This is a genomic window from Lentzea flava, from assembly GCF_014648475.1.
Taxonomy (GTDB): Bacteria; Actinomycetota; Actinomycetes; order Mycobacteriales; family Pseudonocardiaceae; genus Lentzea; species Lentzea flava.
This window is the reverse complement of the sequence record NZ_BMRE01000020.1, coordinates 14917-30922: the sequence shown is the minus strand read 5'-3', so window position 1 is coordinate 30922 and position 16006 is coordinate 14917. Positions and strand designations below refer to the sequence as shown.

Below are 16006 nucleotides of genomic sequence, written 5' to 3'. Positions count from 1 at the left end.
CACCGTCCGCGCAGGTCAGCACCCCAGCACTCCAGCACGCCACCAGCCGACGTCCTCACAGTTCAACACCACCGCAAAGGAACGCTGCGGCCAGGCACGCCACTGCCAGGCAACGCCACTGCCAGGCAACGCCACGGCCTCAGATGATGCCGCCGACGCCGAAGGCAAGGCGGCCGGGGGTCCGGGGGCTTGCCCCCGGGGTGGGGTTTGGGGGCTCCGCCCCCAATGTGAAATGCGAAAAAGCCTTGTCTGCGCATTCCGCAGACAAGGCTTCCCCAGCTTTGTAGCGGGGACAGGATTTGAACCTGCGACCTCTGGGTTATGAGCCCAGCGAGCTACCGAGCTGCTCCACCCCGCGTCGGTATGAATAGAACCTTACGCGGGGTGGAGCGCTAAATGCAAATCGGGTGGTCAGCCTGACGGCGTGGGCGAAGGAGCGACCGACGACTGGCCCGTCGCCGGCGCACTCGGCGCCCCGGTGTTGTACTGCTTGAACCGCTTCGTCGCGTCGTCCAGGCGCGCGTACGCCTGACCGAGCTCGGTGAAGTTGCCGCTCTGCTGGGCCTTCTTGATGTCGGCCAGCGCCGCGTCGATGTCGTTGATCGCCTTCTGCAGGTCGGGGCTCAGCACCCCGTTGGCCGGCGGTGTCGTCGACGGCGGCGTCGAGGGCTGGCCGTTGCCGTTGTTGTTGCTCGGCGGCGGCACGACCGCGCCGGCACCGCTCAGCACCTGGTCCAGCGCCTCGTTCAGCGTGGACGCGTACCCGACCCGGTCGCCGTACCAGACGAGGACCTTGGACAGCTGCGGGTACGACGTGTTGTTGGACGCTCGCTCGATGTAGACGGGTTCGACGTAGAGCAGCGCACCGCCCACGGGCAGCGTGAGCAGGTTGCCGTAGACGACCGTCGTCTTCTGCTGGGCCAGCAGGTTGAGCTCACGGCTGACGTTGTCGGAGGTGAGGAACTGCGTCTGGATCTGCTGCGGGCCCTTGGCGTCCTGCGTCAGCTGCAGCACGCTGATCTTCCCGTAGTTGTCCGGATCGGATCCCACCGAGACGTGGGCCGCCATGAACTCCCGGTTCTCGCGGACGAGCGGGCTGGTCAGCTGGAAGCGGACCTTGCTCGGGTCGCCCGGGTCACCGGCGAGGACGTAGAACGGCGGCTGGGCGTCCCTGCGCTTGCTCGCCGCGTCGCGCTGGGCGTCGGCCGTCGTCACGTTGTCGATCGTCGGGTCCTGCGGCGCGGCCCAGTAGGCGACACCGGAGTAGAAGTCCGACGGCGACGAGACGTGGTACTTCGCCAGGATCTGCCGCTGCACCTTGAACAGGTCCTCGGGGTAGCGGAAGTGCTGGCGCAGCTCGTCGGAGATGTCGCTGCCCGGCTTGACGGTGCCGGGGAAGACGCCCATCCACGCCTTGAGGACCGGGTCCTTCTCGTCGATCGCGTACAGGTTCACCGTGCCGTCGTAGGCGTCCACAGTGGCCTTGACCGAGTTGCGGATGTAGTTGACGGGCTTGTTGACCTGCGAGACGACCACGCCGTCCGCGGTGAGCGAGTCGTTCGTCGCGTCACCCAGCGGCGTGCGCTGCGCGTACGGGTAGTTGTCGAGCGTGGTGTAGCCGTCGACGATCCAGGTGATCCGGCCGTTGACCACGGCCGGGTACGGGTCGCTGTCCACCGTGAGCCACGGCGCGACGGCCTGCACGCGGTCCCGCGGCGTGCGCTTGAACAGGATCTTCGACTCGTCCGCGATCGACTGGTTGAAGAGGATGTTCCGCTCGCCGTAGTAGGCCGCGAACGCGAGCTTGTTGAACAGGCTGCCGATCGGCACGCCGCCGGCACCGGTGTAGGTGTAGGACTTGGCGTCGGTGTCGTACTCCGCCGCCGAGCCCGCCGGCCGGCCACCGACGATCGAGTAGTCGTTGGTGCCGAAGAGCTCACCGTAGTAGGTGCGCGGCTGGTCGACCTTGATGCCGTTCTCGGCGTTGCGGATCGTGCCGTCCGGCGCGACCTCACCGGTCTTGAACTCGGGGTAACCGCCGTTGGTCTGGTCGGCCACGGCGTTGACCTTGTTGGCCTCTGCGTAGACGAAACCGTTGCCGTGCGTGTAGATGAGGTGCTGGTTGATCCAGTCGCGCTGGCCCTGCGGAAGGCTGTCGAGCTTCAGCTCGCGCGCCGCGACGATGTAGTCGCGCATCTTGCCGTCCACTGTGTACCGGTCGACGTCGAGCTTGTTCGGGAACCCGTAGAACGGGCGCAGCTGCTGGAACTGCGTGAAGGTCCTCGACAGCACGGCCGGGTCGAGCAGGCGGATGTTGCCCAGCGTCGCCGCGTCGTTGGTCTTGATCTGGTCGTTGCTGACGGTCTGCTTGCCCTCGTAGGGCTTCGTCTCGACCTTGTCCTCGGTCAGCCCGAACGACTGCCGTGTCGCCGCGATGTTCCGCTTGATCGACTCGGCTTCCTTCTGGATGGCGTTCGGCTTGACCGAGAACTGCTCCAGCACCGCGGGCCACGCGGCACCGACGAGCACGCTCGACAGCACCAGCAGCACGGTCGCGATGGCGGGCAGCTGCACGTTGCGCATGAACGCGCCCGCGAAGAACGCCACGGCGCAGAACACCGCGATGCACAGCAGGATCAGCTTGGCCGGCAGCACCGCGTTGAGGTCGGTGTAGCTCGCGCCGACGAACTTCTCGTTCTCGTGCAGCAGCAGCTCGTACCGGTCGAAGAAGTACGCGACGGCCTTCAGCAGCACGAACGTGCCGGCGACCAGCGCCAGGTGCAGCCGCGCGGGCCCGGAGAGCTGACCGCCGCGACCGGCCAGCCGGATCCCGCCGAAGAGGTAGTGGGCGATCACCGCGCCGATGAACGACACCGCGGTGGTGATGAACAGCCACGACAGCAGCCACTCGTAGAACGGCAGCTGGAACGCGTAGAAGCCGATGTCGTGCCCGAACTGCGGATCCGTCACCCCGAACGGCTGGCCGTTCATGAACAGCTGGATCTGCTGCCAGTCCGCCTGCGCCGACGCGCCCGCGATCAGCCCGACGAACACGGGGATGCCGATCGCGAACAACCGCATCCGCCGCATCACGACCGTGCGGTAGCGGGCCACCGGGTCATCGGGCCCGGACACCGGCACGAACACCGGCCGCGACCGGTACGCGAGCCAGAGGTTCAGCCCGACGATGCCGCCGACCACGACCCCTGCGGCCACGAACAGCCCCAGCCTGGTGAGCAGCACTGTGCTGTAGACGTTGCGGAAATTCACCTCGCCGAACCACAGCCAGTTCACGTAGGTGTCGAGCAGCCGCGATCCCGTGATGAGACCGAACAGGAGCACGACACCGACGATGAGCAGGATTCGGCTGCGTCGGGACAGTTTCGGCAGTCCGACTGGAGGCCGTGTGGCCACGAGGCACGCTCCTGGATCGCGGAATTTCAATACGTACGTTTAGTCCAACTCTACGGACGACGCCCTGGGTTCCCGTGAAGCCCGCAGTCTTACGATGACACGCGTGTCAGCGAGTGAAACGCCAGCGGTCACCCTCCCGACGGTCGCCCGCGAGGTAGAGGAGTTCGTAGCGGCAGGCGGCTGGGAGCAGCCCCCGCAACTCTTCGCCCTCGTGGCCACCTCGGACCTGATCGCCCAGCAGCCGGAGCTGCGCGACCAGCTCGACCCCGAATCGTCCCCGCTGACCCCGATCGCGCAGGACGCACTGGAAGGCGACCTGGGTGACGCGCTGGCCGGCATCGAGTGGCCCCCGGCCGTGACGGGCTGCGCCCTGGCCCAGGAGATCGTCGTCCTACCCCCGGAGGCGGAGACCGAGCTCCACCACGGCGACCTGGACGACGAGGCGGCCCGCAGGTTCGCCGCGGAACACCCGGCCCGCCGCGAGGCCCGCCTCGTCGCGGCGGTGCTGCGCGACGGCTCGGTCTCCTGCGTGCTGCGGCTGCGCGGAACGGTCGAGGTGCCGGAGGAGGTCGTCGAGCACCCCGAACTGGCGCCCAACCTCACCGACGCCCTGCTCGCCACGCTGCGACCCTGACCTGCCTGGTCCTCATCGGTCCAGGCTGGCACAAGCCGAAGCAGGGGTCCCCTCCAGGGGGTCCCCTGCTTTCAATTCTCCCAGACGGCACCGACAAAAACCGTCGTGCCTGGTCAGCAGCTCGGCGTCGACTCGCCCTTGTTCAGCGCCTCCAGCGACGACACCGCGTCCTTGAGGTTCTCGACCTTGATCAGCTTGAGACCCTCGGGAGCCTGCTGCTTCGCGTCCGTGCAGTTGGCCGACGGCACGAGGAACGCCGTGGCGCCCGCCTCCTTCGCCGCGACCATCTTGAACGCGATGCCGCCGATCGGCTTCACCGTGCCGTCGCCGGTGATCTCGCCGGTGCCCGCGATGGCCTTGCCGCCGTTGAGCTCGCCCGGCGTCAGCTTGTCCACGATCGCCAGCGCGAAGATCAGACCGGCGGACGGGCCACCGACGTCGGACAGGCTGATCTTGATCTTGAACGGCACGTCGGCGCGATCGACCGGCGAGATACCGATGAAGCCGGCGGGGCGGCCGTCCTCGCGGGTGCCGAGGGTGATCTGGGTCGATTTCGAGGTGCCGTCCTTCTCGAAGGCCACCTCGATGCGGTCGCCCGGCTTGGTGTTCTCCAGGGCGGCGCTGACGTCGGCCGAGCTCTGCACCTGCTTGCCGTTGACCGAGATGATGCGCGCGCCGAGCGGGATGACGTTCTCCGCGGGGCTGCCCTTGGTGACCTGGTTCGCGATCACCTTGCCCGGATAGCCGAGGTAGTGCAGTGCGGCGACCTCCGCGGAGGTCTGCGACTCGCTGAACGCGAGCTCGTTGTTGCGCTGCACCTCCTCCTCCGACTCGCCGGGCTTGAAGAACTCCTCGCGCGGCGCGAGGGCGTAGCGACCCGACAACCACAGGCCGAGTGCGCCGAAGAGAGACACGTCGTCGGTGAGCGAGACCGTCGTCATGCGCAGTGTTCCGCTGGTGGGGAACGTGTTCTGGCCTTCCACCGACACCACGTCGCTGTCCTTGACCTTGCCGAGGACGTCGTAGGTCGGGCCGGGGCCCAGCGCCACGTACGGGACTCTGGCGAAACCGCCGAGCAGTCCGAGTGCCGCCACCACTAGGAAGCTGATGATCAGCGTCCACGTCCGGCGGGTCAGTCCGCGCTCCCTCGGCGGGGGCGCGGGCGGGGGTGCGGTCGTGACGGTTTCACTCACGGCTGAACAGCGTACGACCATGTGGATCCGCGTACGGTAGAGGCATGAGTGACGTGCCGTTCGGGTTCAGCCCGCACGACCCCGACGACAAGAGCGGGAAGCCGGGAGACAACCCGTTCGACTTCAGCCAGCTGGGCAACATGCTGAGCCAGCTGGGCGCGATGCTGAGCAGCGCAGGATCGTCGAGCGGGCCGGTCAACTACGACCTCGCCAAGCAGATCGCGTTCCAGCAGCTGTCCTCGTCGACGACCACCATCGGGTTCGCCGCCGACCAGTCGAGCGCGGTCACCGACGCCGTGCACCTGGCCGAGATGTGGCTCGACCCCGTCACGTCCCTGCCCGCCGGCACCCGCACGACCCAGGCCTGGACCGCGCGCGACTGGGTGGAGCGGACCATTCCCACCTGGCAGCGCCTGTGCGACCCGGTCGCGCAGCGCATGTCCGGCGCGTGGGTCGAGGCGATGCCCGCCGAGGCGAAGCAGGCGGCCGGCCCGCTGCTGTCGATGCTCGGCCAGATGGGCGGCATGGCGTTCGGCTCGCAGCTCGGCAACGCGCTGGCGCAGCTCGGCGCCGAGGTCCTCACCTCGACCGACGTCGGCCTGCCGCTCGGTCCCGAGGGCACGGCGGCGCTGCTGCCCGCGAACATCGAGAAGTTCACCGAGGGCCTGGAGCGCCCCGCGTCCGAGGTGATGGTGTTCCTCGCCGCCCGCGAGGCCGCCCACCAGCGCCTCTTCACGCACGTGCCGTGGCTCCGGCAGCGTCTGCTCGACACCGTCGAGGAGTTCGCCAAGGGCATCAAGGTCGACACGTCCGCCCTGGAGCAGCTCGCCGGCCAGATCGACCCGTCGAACCCGGCCTCCATCGAGGAGGCCATGAGCTCGGGCATGCTCGAACCGCAGACCACCCCGGAGCAGAAGGCGGCGCTGACCCGGCTGGAGACGCTGCTGGCCCTGGTCGAGGGCTGGGTGGACGTGGTGGTCGACGCCGCGGTGGCCGACCGCCTGCCCGGTGCCCCGGCCCTGCGCGAGACGCTGCGCCGCCGCCGTGCCTCCGGTGGCCCTGCCGAGCAGACGTTCGCCACGCTCGTGGGCCTCGAACTGCGCCCGCGCCGCCTGCGCGCGGCGTCGGCGCTGTGGAAGCTCGTCGGCGACCAGCACGGCGTCGAGGTGCGCGACAGCGTGTGGGACCACGCCGAGCTCATCCCGACCGCCGAGGACCTGGACGACCCGCTGGAGTTCGCCGAGCGCCTGGCCAACACCCGCAAGGCCCTCGAGGACCCGATCGCCGAGCTGGAGCGCACGATGCGCGAGAACAAGGGCGGGGACCAGCCCGACGAGGGCTGATCTGCCCCCTGATCATGCGAAACGCCTGGCAAGCACACCCTTGCCAGGCGTTTCGCGTTGTAGGGCGTCAGTCTTCGGAGATGCCCCAGCCTGCGGCGGCCGAGAGACCTTCCAGGTACCCCATGGCCCGCTCGGTCTTCGGGTAGCGGTGGACCCACTCCCAGAAGTCCTTGCCGTGGCCGGGCACCAGCAGGTGCGCGAGCTCGTGCACCAGCACGTAGTCGAGCACCCACGGCGGTACGTCGCGCAGCCGCTCGGACACCCTGATGGTGCCCTCGCTCGGCGTGCACGACGCCCAGCGCGTGCGCATGGGCGGCACCCAGCGCACGCTGACGGGGTCGGCGAGCGAGTCGAGGTAGCGCGCCGACAACTCGGTGCACCGCGCCACCAGGGCCTCGTCCGACGTTCGCGCAGGGGACTTCCTGCGCGTCTCGCTGCGCTGGAGGCGGCTCAGCATCTCCGCCACCCAGTGCTTCTCTTCCCCCTTGGTCATCCGTGCCGGCAGAAGGACGACGACGGTGTCGCCCTCCCGGTACGCGCTGACCATGCGACGGCGCCGGGAGCTCCGCCGCACCTCCACCCGCGGTTCGGCCATGCAGTCACCGTAAACGGCGCCACCGACAATTTTCGGCGCCCAACCGGCGGCAGTCGCGCACCCGGCGGGTGAAGTTCCACCGAACGGCGGCTGGACACGCGCGGGATCGACATGCGCGGATTCGCCGCCTCGCCCAGGTACCGTCGCGCCAAGGTCCCCGAGTGTGTCCGCACTCACAACTGCAAGGGAGGGGCTGTGGCCGAGAAGTACAACGGCTACTGCGTCAAGTGTCGGGAGAAGCGCGACTTCGACGGCAAGGTCGAGGAGACCAACGGCCGGCGCATGGCGAAGGGCACCTGCCCAGTCTGCGGAACGAAGATGACGCGGATCCTCGGCAAGGCCAAGGTGTGACGTTTCCGCTGGCAGGGGGCCTCGCCCCCTGCCAGTCTTTCCCATGTGGACACAAGACCTCGCGTACGTGCAGGACTCGCCGTGGTGCGCCGCGGCCCCGGCGTCGTGCAGGTCGGCGTCGACCCGAAGCACGCGGTGGTGATCGACTCGCTGCCCGAGGCCCTGGTCGACGCGCTCCTCACCCTGGACGGCCGCCACACCGTCGCTGAACTGGGTGAAAGACTCAGAGAACGCGGCGAGGACCCGGCCCAGCTGGACGAGGTGCTCGCCTCCCTCGAAGAAGCCGGTCTGCTGGACACCGGCTCCCCCGCGAAGGGCGCGGCGGTCGCCGTCCACGGCGCCGGGCACCTTGCACTTTCAATTACTTCGCTTCTAGCTGAATCCGGCATCCGGCTCGCCCACAACGCCGATCTGGTGGTGCTCGCCGCGACGCTCGTCCCGGATCCGGGACTCGTCAGCTCGCTGATGGCGTCCCGCACGCCGCATCTGGCCGTGCGCGTCCGTGAGGGCGTGGGCATCGTCGGGCCGCTCGTCCTGCCCGGCCGCACGAGCTGCCTGAACTGCGCCGACCTGCACCGCACCGACCACGATCCGGCGTGGCCCACGATCGCGACGCAGCTCGTCGGCAAACCGGCCTCCACCGACGTGCTGTTCGCGTCGGGCACGGCGGCGCTGGCCGTGGTGCAGATCCTGGAGTCGTTGATCCACCTCCGCGGCCGCGACCTGGCCCCGCCACCCGTGCTGAACGCCACTCTCGAGCTCGACTTGGTAGCGGGTGTAGCTGAGAGACGAAGCTGGTATCCGCACCCTGACTGTCAGTGCTCCGCACATAACATGGCCGAGTGACCGAGATTCCGCGCAAGGCCGTGCAGCGCACCGCCAAGCTGGCGAGCCTCCCGCTCGGGGTGGCCGGCCGGGTGGTGGGCGGCTGGGGGAAGCGACTGACCGGACGCGCGGCCGACGAGGTCAACGCCGAGGTGACGGCCAAGACGGCGGAGCAGGTCTTCGCGGTGCTGGGCCAGCTCAAGGGCGGCGCGATGAAGTTCGGCCAGGCGCTGAGCGTCTTCGAGGCGGCGGTGCCCGATGAGCTCGCGGCCCCGTACCGCGAGGCCCTGACCAAGCTGCAGACCGCGGCCCCGCCGATGCCCGCCCGCACCACGCACCGGGTGCTCGCCGAACAGCTCGGCGCGTCCTGGGCGAAGCGCTTCCAGTCGTTCGACGACGAACCGGCCGCGTCGGCGTCCATCGGCCAGGTGCACCGCGCGGTGTGGCACGACGGCCGCGACGTGGCGGTGAAGGTCCAGTACCCCGGCGCCGACGAGGCCCTGCGCGCCGACCTGAAGCAGCTGCTCCGGTTCTCCCGCCTGCTGCAGGCGCTCATGCCGGGCACCGACGTGCGCCCCCTGCTGGAGGAGCTGCGCGACCGGTACCTGGAGGAGCTCGACTACCGCGACGAGGCCGCCAACCAGCGCACGTTCGCGAAGGCCTTCGAAAACGACCCGCACGTGCTGGTCCCCCGCGTCGTCGCCTCCGCGCCCAAGGTCATGGTGACCGAGTGGACGACGGGCACGCCGCTCTCGACGATCATCCGCGAGGGCTCGGTCTCCGACCGCGACCTGGCGGGCCAGCTCCTCGCCGAGTTCCACTTCTCCGCCCCGTCGCGCTCGGGCCTGCTGCACGCCGACCCGCACCCCGGCAACTTCATGCTGGGCGACGACGGCCGCCTGCGCGTGATCGACTTCGGCGCCGTGGCCCGCCTGCCCGACGGCCTGCCCAAGACGCTGGGCCTGATGACCAGGCTGGCCCTGGACGGCCGCTCGCACGACCTCGTCGAACTCCTGCGCACCGAGAACTTCATCCGCGAGGGCATGGTCCTGCACGGCGACGACGTCCTCGGCTACCTCGCCCCGTTCGTGGAACCGCTGCGCACCGAGTCGTTCCACTTCACCCGCCGCTGGCTGCAGTCGCAGGCAGAACGCGTGGGCGACCTGCGCAGCCCGGACTCGCAAACGGGCCGCTCCCTGAACCTGCCACCGCAATACCTGCTGATTCACCGCGTGACATTGGGCGCGACGGGCATCCTCTGCCAATTGGACGCCCATGTGACCGCACGCGAAATCGTCGCGCGGTGGCAGCCGGGATTCGACGACTAACTCGTCCGAGTGAATCCGGGCGAAGTTGTCCACAGGTTGGCTCAGAGCCTGATTTACCGCCCTGCGGTTGCGCCACGATAGAACGCATGACCCCCATCGCAACCACCGCTGACCTGCGTGAATCCGGCCTCTCCCGACGCGAGATCCTGCGCCACTGCACGCCAGCGGGCCCCTGGCAACAGGTGCTTCCCGGCGTGGTCCTGCAAAAGCCTTCACCGCCGACCAGACTCGACCGCCTCCGCGCGGTCCTGTCCTTCGCGGGCCCTTCCGCGGTGATCACCGGCGCCGACGCACTGACCCGGCAAGGCGCTTCACTACCTCTCCCCCGGCACATTCACGTCCTCACGGGAATGAACACGCGCAAAGCACACCCGTGGATTCTCTTCGAACGCACAGGCCGCCCACCGACCGTCGTGGAACTCAACGGCCTGAGGCTGGCGCCCCCACCCCGCGCGGCCTTGGACCTGGCGCGCCGAGCGACGAACCCGCGCGCCGTCGTGGAGATCCTCGACGCCGTGGTGGGCGCCCGGCTGTGCTCGCCGGCGGATCTGCACGAGGAGCTGCGGGCCGGCTGCCGACGAGGAACAGCGCTGGTCAGACAGGCCTTACGCCACCTCTACCCGCTGCACGATTCGCCGCAGGGGCGCGAGCCGACCTGACCGGTCAGGCCACGCCCAGATTCGAGACGCCCGACCTCGCTACCCGGCCACGAGCCGCGCTCACCCCGACCGCGAGGTATGCGCGAGCCCACGACTCAGGCACGGCGCCCGGCCACAAGCCACACCCACGCAGTCCCGCTGCCGGTGAAGCGCGACCTCAACCCCACCACACCCACGACACCTCGGCCACAAACCGCGCTCACCCCAACCGCGAGGCACACGCGAGCCCACGACTCAGGCACGGCGCCCGACCACAAGCCACACCCACGCAGTCCCGCTGCCGGTGAAGCGCGACCTCAACCCCACCACACCCACGACACCTCGGCCACAAACCGCGCTCACCCCAACCGCGAGGCACACACGAGCCGACCGCCCCGGCCACAAGCCGCCAAGTCGCGCTCGACCCGAACACCAGCCGCGCACAACCTCATCAACCCGACTCGGCCACAAGCCACGCCCCCACACACGAGGCACGCACGAGCGGCCCGCCCAGAACGTGCCCCACCACATCGCAGCCACAAGCCGCGCTCACCCCGTACTCAAGGCACGCACGAGCGGCCCACCGAGAACACGACCCCACGAGACCAAACCCACAGGCCACTGAGCCCTGCCCCAGCACACCCGGCCAACCCGGCCAACCCGGCAACCGCCGCCGTCAGCGCCAGTACTCGTCCGGCAACTTGCCCTCGATGTCCCGCACGTGGGTCTTGGCGCACACGTGACACAACCACCGGACCGTCCCACCGGTCCGCTCAGAAGACCAGGCCAGGAACTCCAGGTCGGAAACGGAGGCACGCGACCGCCCACATCTGTGGCACGCGATCACCGGCGGCGTCCCAGGTGGACGGTGTCGGTCTCGAGCAGGAACACGTCCTCGCGAGCCCCGACGTACTCCGAATCGGACGGATTCAGCAGCCGGCGCAACGCGTCGCGGTCGGCGGCGTGCAGCCGGGGCGAGGTGACCTCGGCGAGCCAGGTCAGGCGGTCGACCGCCCAGTCGCGGACCAGCTGCTTGGCGGGCGCCGGGTGGTCGACGACGAAGCTGAAAGCGCTGATCTCGCCCAGGCCCGCGTCGGCCAGGGCGACGTTCCAGCCGACCGGGAGGCGCACGGTGCCGGGCATGTTCTCGCGCATCGACACGAACCACTCCGCACGGGCCGCGGCGAGGCGGTCCTGCAGGCCCGGTTCGCCGACACCGAGGTCCCACGGCAGGAAGCGGGTCTCCAACCCGCCTTCGGCCAGGGCCAGCCAGCCGCCGGGCGCGAGTGCGGACACCAGGCGGCGCACGCCGCGCAACTGATCGGGGAGGTGGTGGATCACCCGCGAGCCCCAGATGAGCTCGACCGGTCCGGCGAAGGACAACGGGTCTTCGGACGCGAGGTCCGCGAGCACGGGCTTCACCGACACGGCGCCGTCTGCCTCGGCACGCGCCGCGGTGCAGGCCGCGTCCAGCAGTTCGGGCGTGGCGTCGACGAGGACGAGGACGCCGCCGCCGTGTTCGCGCAGGGCCGAGACCAGCGGCACGCTCATGGAGTCGGCGCCGCAGCCGACGTCCATCACGACCGGGGAGTCCGGCAGAGGGGCGACGAGTCTGCGCGCGACCGCGGACAGCGCCTCGGACTGCAGTGAGCCGTAGCGCCTCATCGCGTGGAGGCGAGCGGACCAGTCGATTCCGTCGTGGGTGTGGTGCGGCACAACCGAAACGCTACGGCGGAACGGCCGAGGCCGCCATCCACCTTCTCGTGGATGACGGCCTCAGCTCGAGACTGTCAGAGGTCGAAGCGAGCCGCTCTGCGACCGGCCCATCGCGCCAACCTGCGCCAACGTTGCGCTGACGCGAGGCGGTTCGCCATGCGTTGCTCTTCAGCGAACCTCTGGGCTTCTTGTATTCGTATTCGCACGAGTTCTTCGTTCAGAGACATGGGAGTCAGGCCCTCGTTCAGGTAGGTGGGGATCGCGCTGTTGCTGGTCACGGTGCTCATGCCGCCGCCTCCGTCTTGTCAGCGGTGACAACAGCTGCCGCGTCCTTGCGCGGACGGCCACGCGGCCGCTTCCGCGCGATGACGACACCGCGCTCGAAGATCTCTCCACCCCAGACACCCCACGGCTCGTGACGGGCGAGCGCGCCGGCGAGGCACTCCGCCAGCACCGGGCAGGTCCCGCAGAAGGACTTCGCCTTCTCGAGGTCGGCCGGCGCGTCAGCGAACCAGAGGTCGGGGTTGTGGGTGCGGCAGGGCAGGTCGAGCCCGTCCGCGAGGTCCGGAAGTGTCTCGCCGGTGAGCGGGACAGTCGCGGTCAACATCAGGGTTTTCTCCTTGTGTGGGGTACTGCAAAAACACGAAGGCCGCGGACTCTGTGCGAGTCCGCGGCCTTCGTGAGCCTGGTGGTCCTTCGACCCCCTATGGGGTCGGCAGGAGCCTTCTCACTTGATGCGCGGACAGCGCATTCGTGTAGTTGTGGACGCCATCAACGGTCGGACGCACGATCGGCTGCTCGATGAACAGTCCGGTGCCGCGCTCACGACCCAGCAGTGCCGCCGACTTGAGGGCAGACTTCTGCCAGACGGCCTGAGCGGAGGCGGGCATGCAGAGGCGCTCGGACACTGGGAGGCCGAGGGTGCATTCGATGCTCAAGATCTTCTTCACAACCGGCACCTCCCTCAGAGGTCTCTGCGAGCTAGTAGTAGTTCTTCTTCCCCAGACGGGTCCTCCGGACCCGGCATGAGCAGGTTATGACCCCGTACCTGGGGCGTGCAACCTATTTAACGAAACTTGTCCCGATCAGGTGGCGGAGTACCCGATACCGCCCCGGACCAGGCCCAACACGTCGTCGCCGAACTTATCAAGCTTCGAGGCGCCGATGCCCGAGATCGCCACGAGTCCGGCCGAATCCGTGGGTCGCTGCTCCGCGATCGCCATCAGCGTCGCGTCGGTGAAGACGACGTACGCGGGCACCTTCAGCTCCCGCGCCCGCGCCGCACGCCACTGTCGCAGCGACTCGAGCAACTCTTCGTCCACATCGGACGGACAGGACTTGCAGCGTCCGAGCTTGACGGCCTGCGCTTCGACCAGGGTCGCCGCGCACACCCGGCAGGTCGGCTTCTCCTTCTTCATCAGAGGTGGCCGCGCCGCGCCGCCAGATACACGTGCAGCCGGGTGGTTCTCCGGCACGAGGCTGTAGAGGAACCGCGACCGGCGGCGGTACTTGCGGCCACCGGCCGCGCGCGACAACGCCCACGACAGCCAGAGGTGCTCACGCGCGCGCGTCACGCCCACGTACAGAAGGCGGCGTTCTTCTTCGACCTTCGCCTCGTCGCCGTCGGCGTACTGGATCGGCATCGTGCCCTCGACCAGTCCCACGAGGAACACGGCGTCCCACTCGAGCCCCTTCGACGCGTGCAGCGACGCCAGCGTCACGCCTTCGACCGTCGGCGGGTGCTGCGCCTCGGCCCGCACGTCCAGCTCCGCGCAGAACCGCGGCAGGTCGGCGCCGGGCAGCGTGGCGACGAACTCCTCGGCGAGCTCGACGAGCGCGAGCAGCGACTCCCAGCGTTCGCGGGCGGAGCCACCGGTCGGCGGTTCGTCGGTGAGCCCGACTCTGCCGAGAATCGAGCGAACGACCTCGGGAAGCGATCCGTCGACGTCTCCCGCCCCGCGCAACGCGATCATCGCCTGGCGCACCTCGGCCCGCTCGAAGAACCGCTCGCCACCGCGCACCAGGTACGGGATGCCGTGCGCGGCGAGCGCCTGCTCGTACACCTCGGACTGCGCGTTGACGCGGTAGAGGATCGCGATCTCGGAGGCCGCGACCCCCTCGTCGAGCAACGTCTTGATGCGCCGCGCGACCGAGTCGGCCTCGGCGGGCTCGTCGTCGAACTCGTGGAACCGGGGCGCGGGCCCGTCCGGCCGCTGCCCGATGAGCTTCAGCCGCGACCCGGCGGGACGTCCGCGGGCCCACTTGATCACGTCGTTGGCCAGCGCCACGACCTGGGGCGTCGACCGGTAGTCGCGCTCCAGCCGCACGACGACGGCCTCGGGGAACCGCCGCGCGAAGTTGAGCAGCGGCTGCGGCGAGGCGCCCGCGAACGAGTAGATGGTCTGGTTCGCGTCGCCGACCACCGTCAGGTCGTCGCGGTCGCCGAGCCACGCGTCGAGCACGCGCTGCTGCAGCGGCGTCACGTCCTGGTACTCGTCGACGACGAAACAGCGGTAGCGGTCGCGGAACTCCTGGGCGACCTCCGCGTTGTCCTCCAGCGCGGCGGCGGTGTGCAGCAGCAGGTCGTCGAAGTCGAGCAGCTGCGCCTCGTTCTTGAGCTGCTCGTACAGCGCGTAGAGCTTCATGATCTGCTCGGCGGGCGCGGGGATGTCGCGCGCGGCCCGCGAGGCGGCCGCCGGGTACGCGTCGGGCGTGAGCAGCGAGGACTTCGCCCACTCGATCTCGCCGGTGAGGTCGCGCAGCGCGTCCGCCTCGGTCGGCAGGCCCAGCCGGGAGGCTGCGCGGCCGACGATGCGGATCTTCTGGTCGACGAGCTCCCAGCGCGGGCCGCCGATGACGCGTGGCCAGAAGTAGCGCAGCTGGCGCGACGCGGCGGCGTGGAACGTCACGGCCTGTGCGCCGTGCACGTCCAGAGAACGCAGACGGGTGCGCATCTCCCCCGCGGCGCGCTTGGTGAACGTCACGGCGAGGACCTGCGACGGGGCGACGTGACCGCGTTGGCACAGGTAGGCGATTCGGTGCGTGATCGTGCGGGTCTTACCGGTACCCGCTCCCGCCAGCACGCACACCGGGCCGCGCGGCGCCTCGACCGCTGCGCGCTGTTCCGGATCAAGACCCTCCAGCAACGCGTCCATGCCCGGCAGTCTCGCAGATGGCCGATCCGCGTTCATTGATGAGACCGCTGTGTCTGATTTTTCCCGGCACGTATCCTGTCGGTATGGCTGGTAAGCAGGACAAGGCGGCTGCCAAGGAAGCGGCGAAGGCTCGTCGCGCGGCATCACGCGAACGGCGCAAACAGATCTTCGAGGCGTTCAAGATGCAACGCCGCGAGGACAAGGCGCTCGTTCCGCTGATGCTCGCGGCGCTGCTCGGCGTCACCGCGATCGCCGTGGTCCTGGGCCTGATCTTCAACGCGGTCTGGATGTTCGTGCCGCTGGGCGTCGCGATCGGCGCGCTGCTGGCCGTGATCATCTTCGGCCGCCGCGTGCAGAGCAACGTCTTCCGCAAGGCGGACGGCCAGCCCGGCGCCGGCGCGTGGGCGCTCGAGAACCTGCGCGGCCGCTGGCGCGTGACGCCTGCCGTCGCGGGCACCACGCAGCTCGACGCCGTGCACCGCGTGATCGGCCGCCCCGGCGTGGTCCTGGTCGCCGAGGGCGCGCCGCACCGGGTGAAGCCGCTGCTCGCGCAGGAGAAGAAGCGCATCTCCCGCGTCGTCGGCGAGACCCCGATCTACGACTTCATCATCGGCACCGAAGAGGGCCAGGTCCCGCTGAAGAAGCTGCAGTCGACGCTGATGAAGCTGCCGCGCAACATCACGACCGCCCAGGTCGACACGCTCGACACCCGCCTCGCCGCGCTGGCGAGCCGCGGTGCCGCACTGCCCAAGGGCCCGATGCCGCAGGGCGCGAAGATGCGCAACGTCCAGCGCACCCTGCGGCGCCGCTGACG

The 16006-nt window shown here is 69.4% G+C and carries 14 protein-coding genes and 1 tRNA gene; 7 read left to right on the top strand and 8 right to left on the bottom strand.

Annotated features, from left to right (window positions below; translation table 11 throughout):
* Positions 1 to 284 precede the first annotated feature (284 nt).
* Positions 285 to 358: transfer RNA gene (locus IEZ09_RS22780), tRNA-Met, on the bottom strand.
* A 53-nt stretch (positions 359 to 411) separates the two neighbouring features.
* Positions 412 to 3414, bottom strand: a complete 3003-nt coding sequence (locus IEZ09_RS22775; protein WP_189255769.1) for a UPF0182 family protein — start codon at positions 3412 to 3414, stop codon at positions 412 to 414.
* A gap of 94 nt (positions 3415 to 3508) precedes the next feature.
* Here IEZ09_RS22775 and IEZ09_RS22770 point away from each other — a divergent pair, with 94 nt between their 5' ends.
* Positions 3509 to 4048, top strand: coding sequence for a PPA1309 family protein (locus IEZ09_RS22770; RefSeq protein ID WP_189255768.1), 540 nt, complete (start codon positions 3509 to 3511; stop codon positions 4046 to 4048).
* A 113-nt stretch (positions 4049 to 4161) separates the two neighbouring features.
* Here IEZ09_RS22770 and IEZ09_RS22765 read toward each other — a convergent pair whose 3' ends face one another.
* Positions 4162 to 5241 carry a YlbL family protein gene (locus IEZ09_RS22765; protein WP_229812852.1) on the bottom strand — a complete coding sequence of 360 codons (1080 nt, stop codon included), beginning with the start codon at positions 5239 to 5241 and terminating at the stop codon, positions 4162 to 4164.
* 44 nt (positions 5242 to 5285) lie between these two features.
* Between IEZ09_RS22765 and IEZ09_RS22760 the strand changes: the two genes are divergently transcribed.
* Complete coding sequence (locus IEZ09_RS22760) at positions 5286 to 6584, top strand: zinc-dependent metalloprotease (RefSeq protein WP_189255766.1); 1299 nt, start codon at positions 5286 to 5288, stop codon at positions 6582 to 6584.
* Positions 6585 to 6651: 67 nt separating this feature from the next.
* Here the strand turns inward: IEZ09_RS22760 and IEZ09_RS22755 are convergent, their stop codons facing one another.
* Complete coding sequence (locus IEZ09_RS22755) at positions 6652 to 7179, bottom strand: M48 metallopeptidase family protein (protein ID WP_189255765.1); 528 nt, start codon at positions 7177 to 7179, stop codon at positions 6652 to 6654.
* Positions 7180 to 7374: 195 nt separating this feature from the next.
* Between IEZ09_RS22755 and IEZ09_RS22750 the strand changes: the two genes are divergently transcribed.
* From IEZ09_RS22750 to IEZ09_RS22735, 4 genes are all read left to right on the top strand, one after another.
* Positions 7375 to 7530 carry a DUF5679 domain-containing protein gene (locus IEZ09_RS22750; protein WP_169774275.1) on the top strand — a complete coding sequence of 52 codons (156 nt, stop codon included), beginning with the start codon at positions 7375 to 7377 and terminating at the stop codon, positions 7528 to 7530.
* A gap of 45 nt (positions 7531 to 7575) precedes the next feature.
* On the top strand, positions 7576 to 8376 hold the full coding sequence (locus IEZ09_RS22745; RefSeq protein WP_189255764.1) for a cyclodehydratase: 801 nt from the start codon (positions 7576 to 7578) through the stop codon (positions 8374 to 8376).
* Entirely contained in the window at positions 8373 to 9683 is a 1311-nt protein-coding gene (locus IEZ09_RS22740; RefSeq protein WP_189255763.1) for an ABC1 kinase family protein, read from the top strand. Before IEZ09_RS22745 ends, IEZ09_RS22740 begins: the two co-directional genes overlap by 4 nt.
* A gap of 86 nt (positions 9684 to 9769) precedes the next feature.
* Positions 9770 to 10342, top strand: coding sequence for a hypothetical protein (locus IEZ09_RS22735; protein WP_189255762.1), 573 nt, complete (start codon positions 9770 to 9772; stop codon positions 10340 to 10342).
* 822 nt (positions 10343 to 11164) lie between these two features.
* Here the strand turns inward: IEZ09_RS22735 and IEZ09_RS22730 are convergent.
* The 4 genes from IEZ09_RS22730 to IEZ09_RS22715 all read right to left on the bottom strand — a co-directional run bounded on the left by IEZ09_RS22730 (position 11165) and on the right by IEZ09_RS22715 (position 15192).
* Entirely contained in the window at positions 11165 to 12037 is an 873-nt protein-coding gene (locus tag IEZ09_RS22730; RefSeq protein ID WP_229812851.1) for a class I SAM-dependent methyltransferase, read from the bottom strand.
* A gap of 283 nt (positions 12038 to 12320) precedes the next feature.
* Positions 12321 to 12644 carry a WhiB family transcriptional regulator gene (locus tag IEZ09_RS22725; protein ID WP_112266263.1) on the bottom strand — a complete coding sequence of 108 codons (324 nt, stop codon included), beginning with the start codon at positions 12642 to 12644 and terminating at the stop codon, positions 12321 to 12323.
* 97 nt (positions 12645 to 12741) lie between these two features.
* Positions 12742 to 12987: a hypothetical protein gene (locus IEZ09_RS22720; RefSeq protein ID WP_189255761.1), complete on the bottom strand. Its 246-nt coding sequence runs from the start codon at positions 12985 to 12987 to the stop codon at positions 12742 to 12744.
* 135 nt (positions 12988 to 13122) lie between these two features.
* Positions 13123 to 15192 (bottom strand): ATP-dependent DNA helicase UvrD2, encoded by a 2070-nt coding sequence (locus tag IEZ09_RS22715; protein WP_189255760.1) that lies wholly within the window; start codon positions 15190 to 15192, stop codon positions 13123 to 13125.
* An 83-nt stretch (positions 15193 to 15275) separates the two neighbouring features.
* Between IEZ09_RS22715 and IEZ09_RS22710 the strand changes: the two genes are divergently transcribed.
* Complete coding sequence (locus IEZ09_RS22710; protein WP_189255759.1) at positions 15276 to 16004, top strand: DUF4191 domain-containing protein; 729 nt, start codon at positions 15276 to 15278, stop codon at positions 16002 to 16004.
* Positions 16005 to 16006 lie beyond the last annotated feature (2 nt).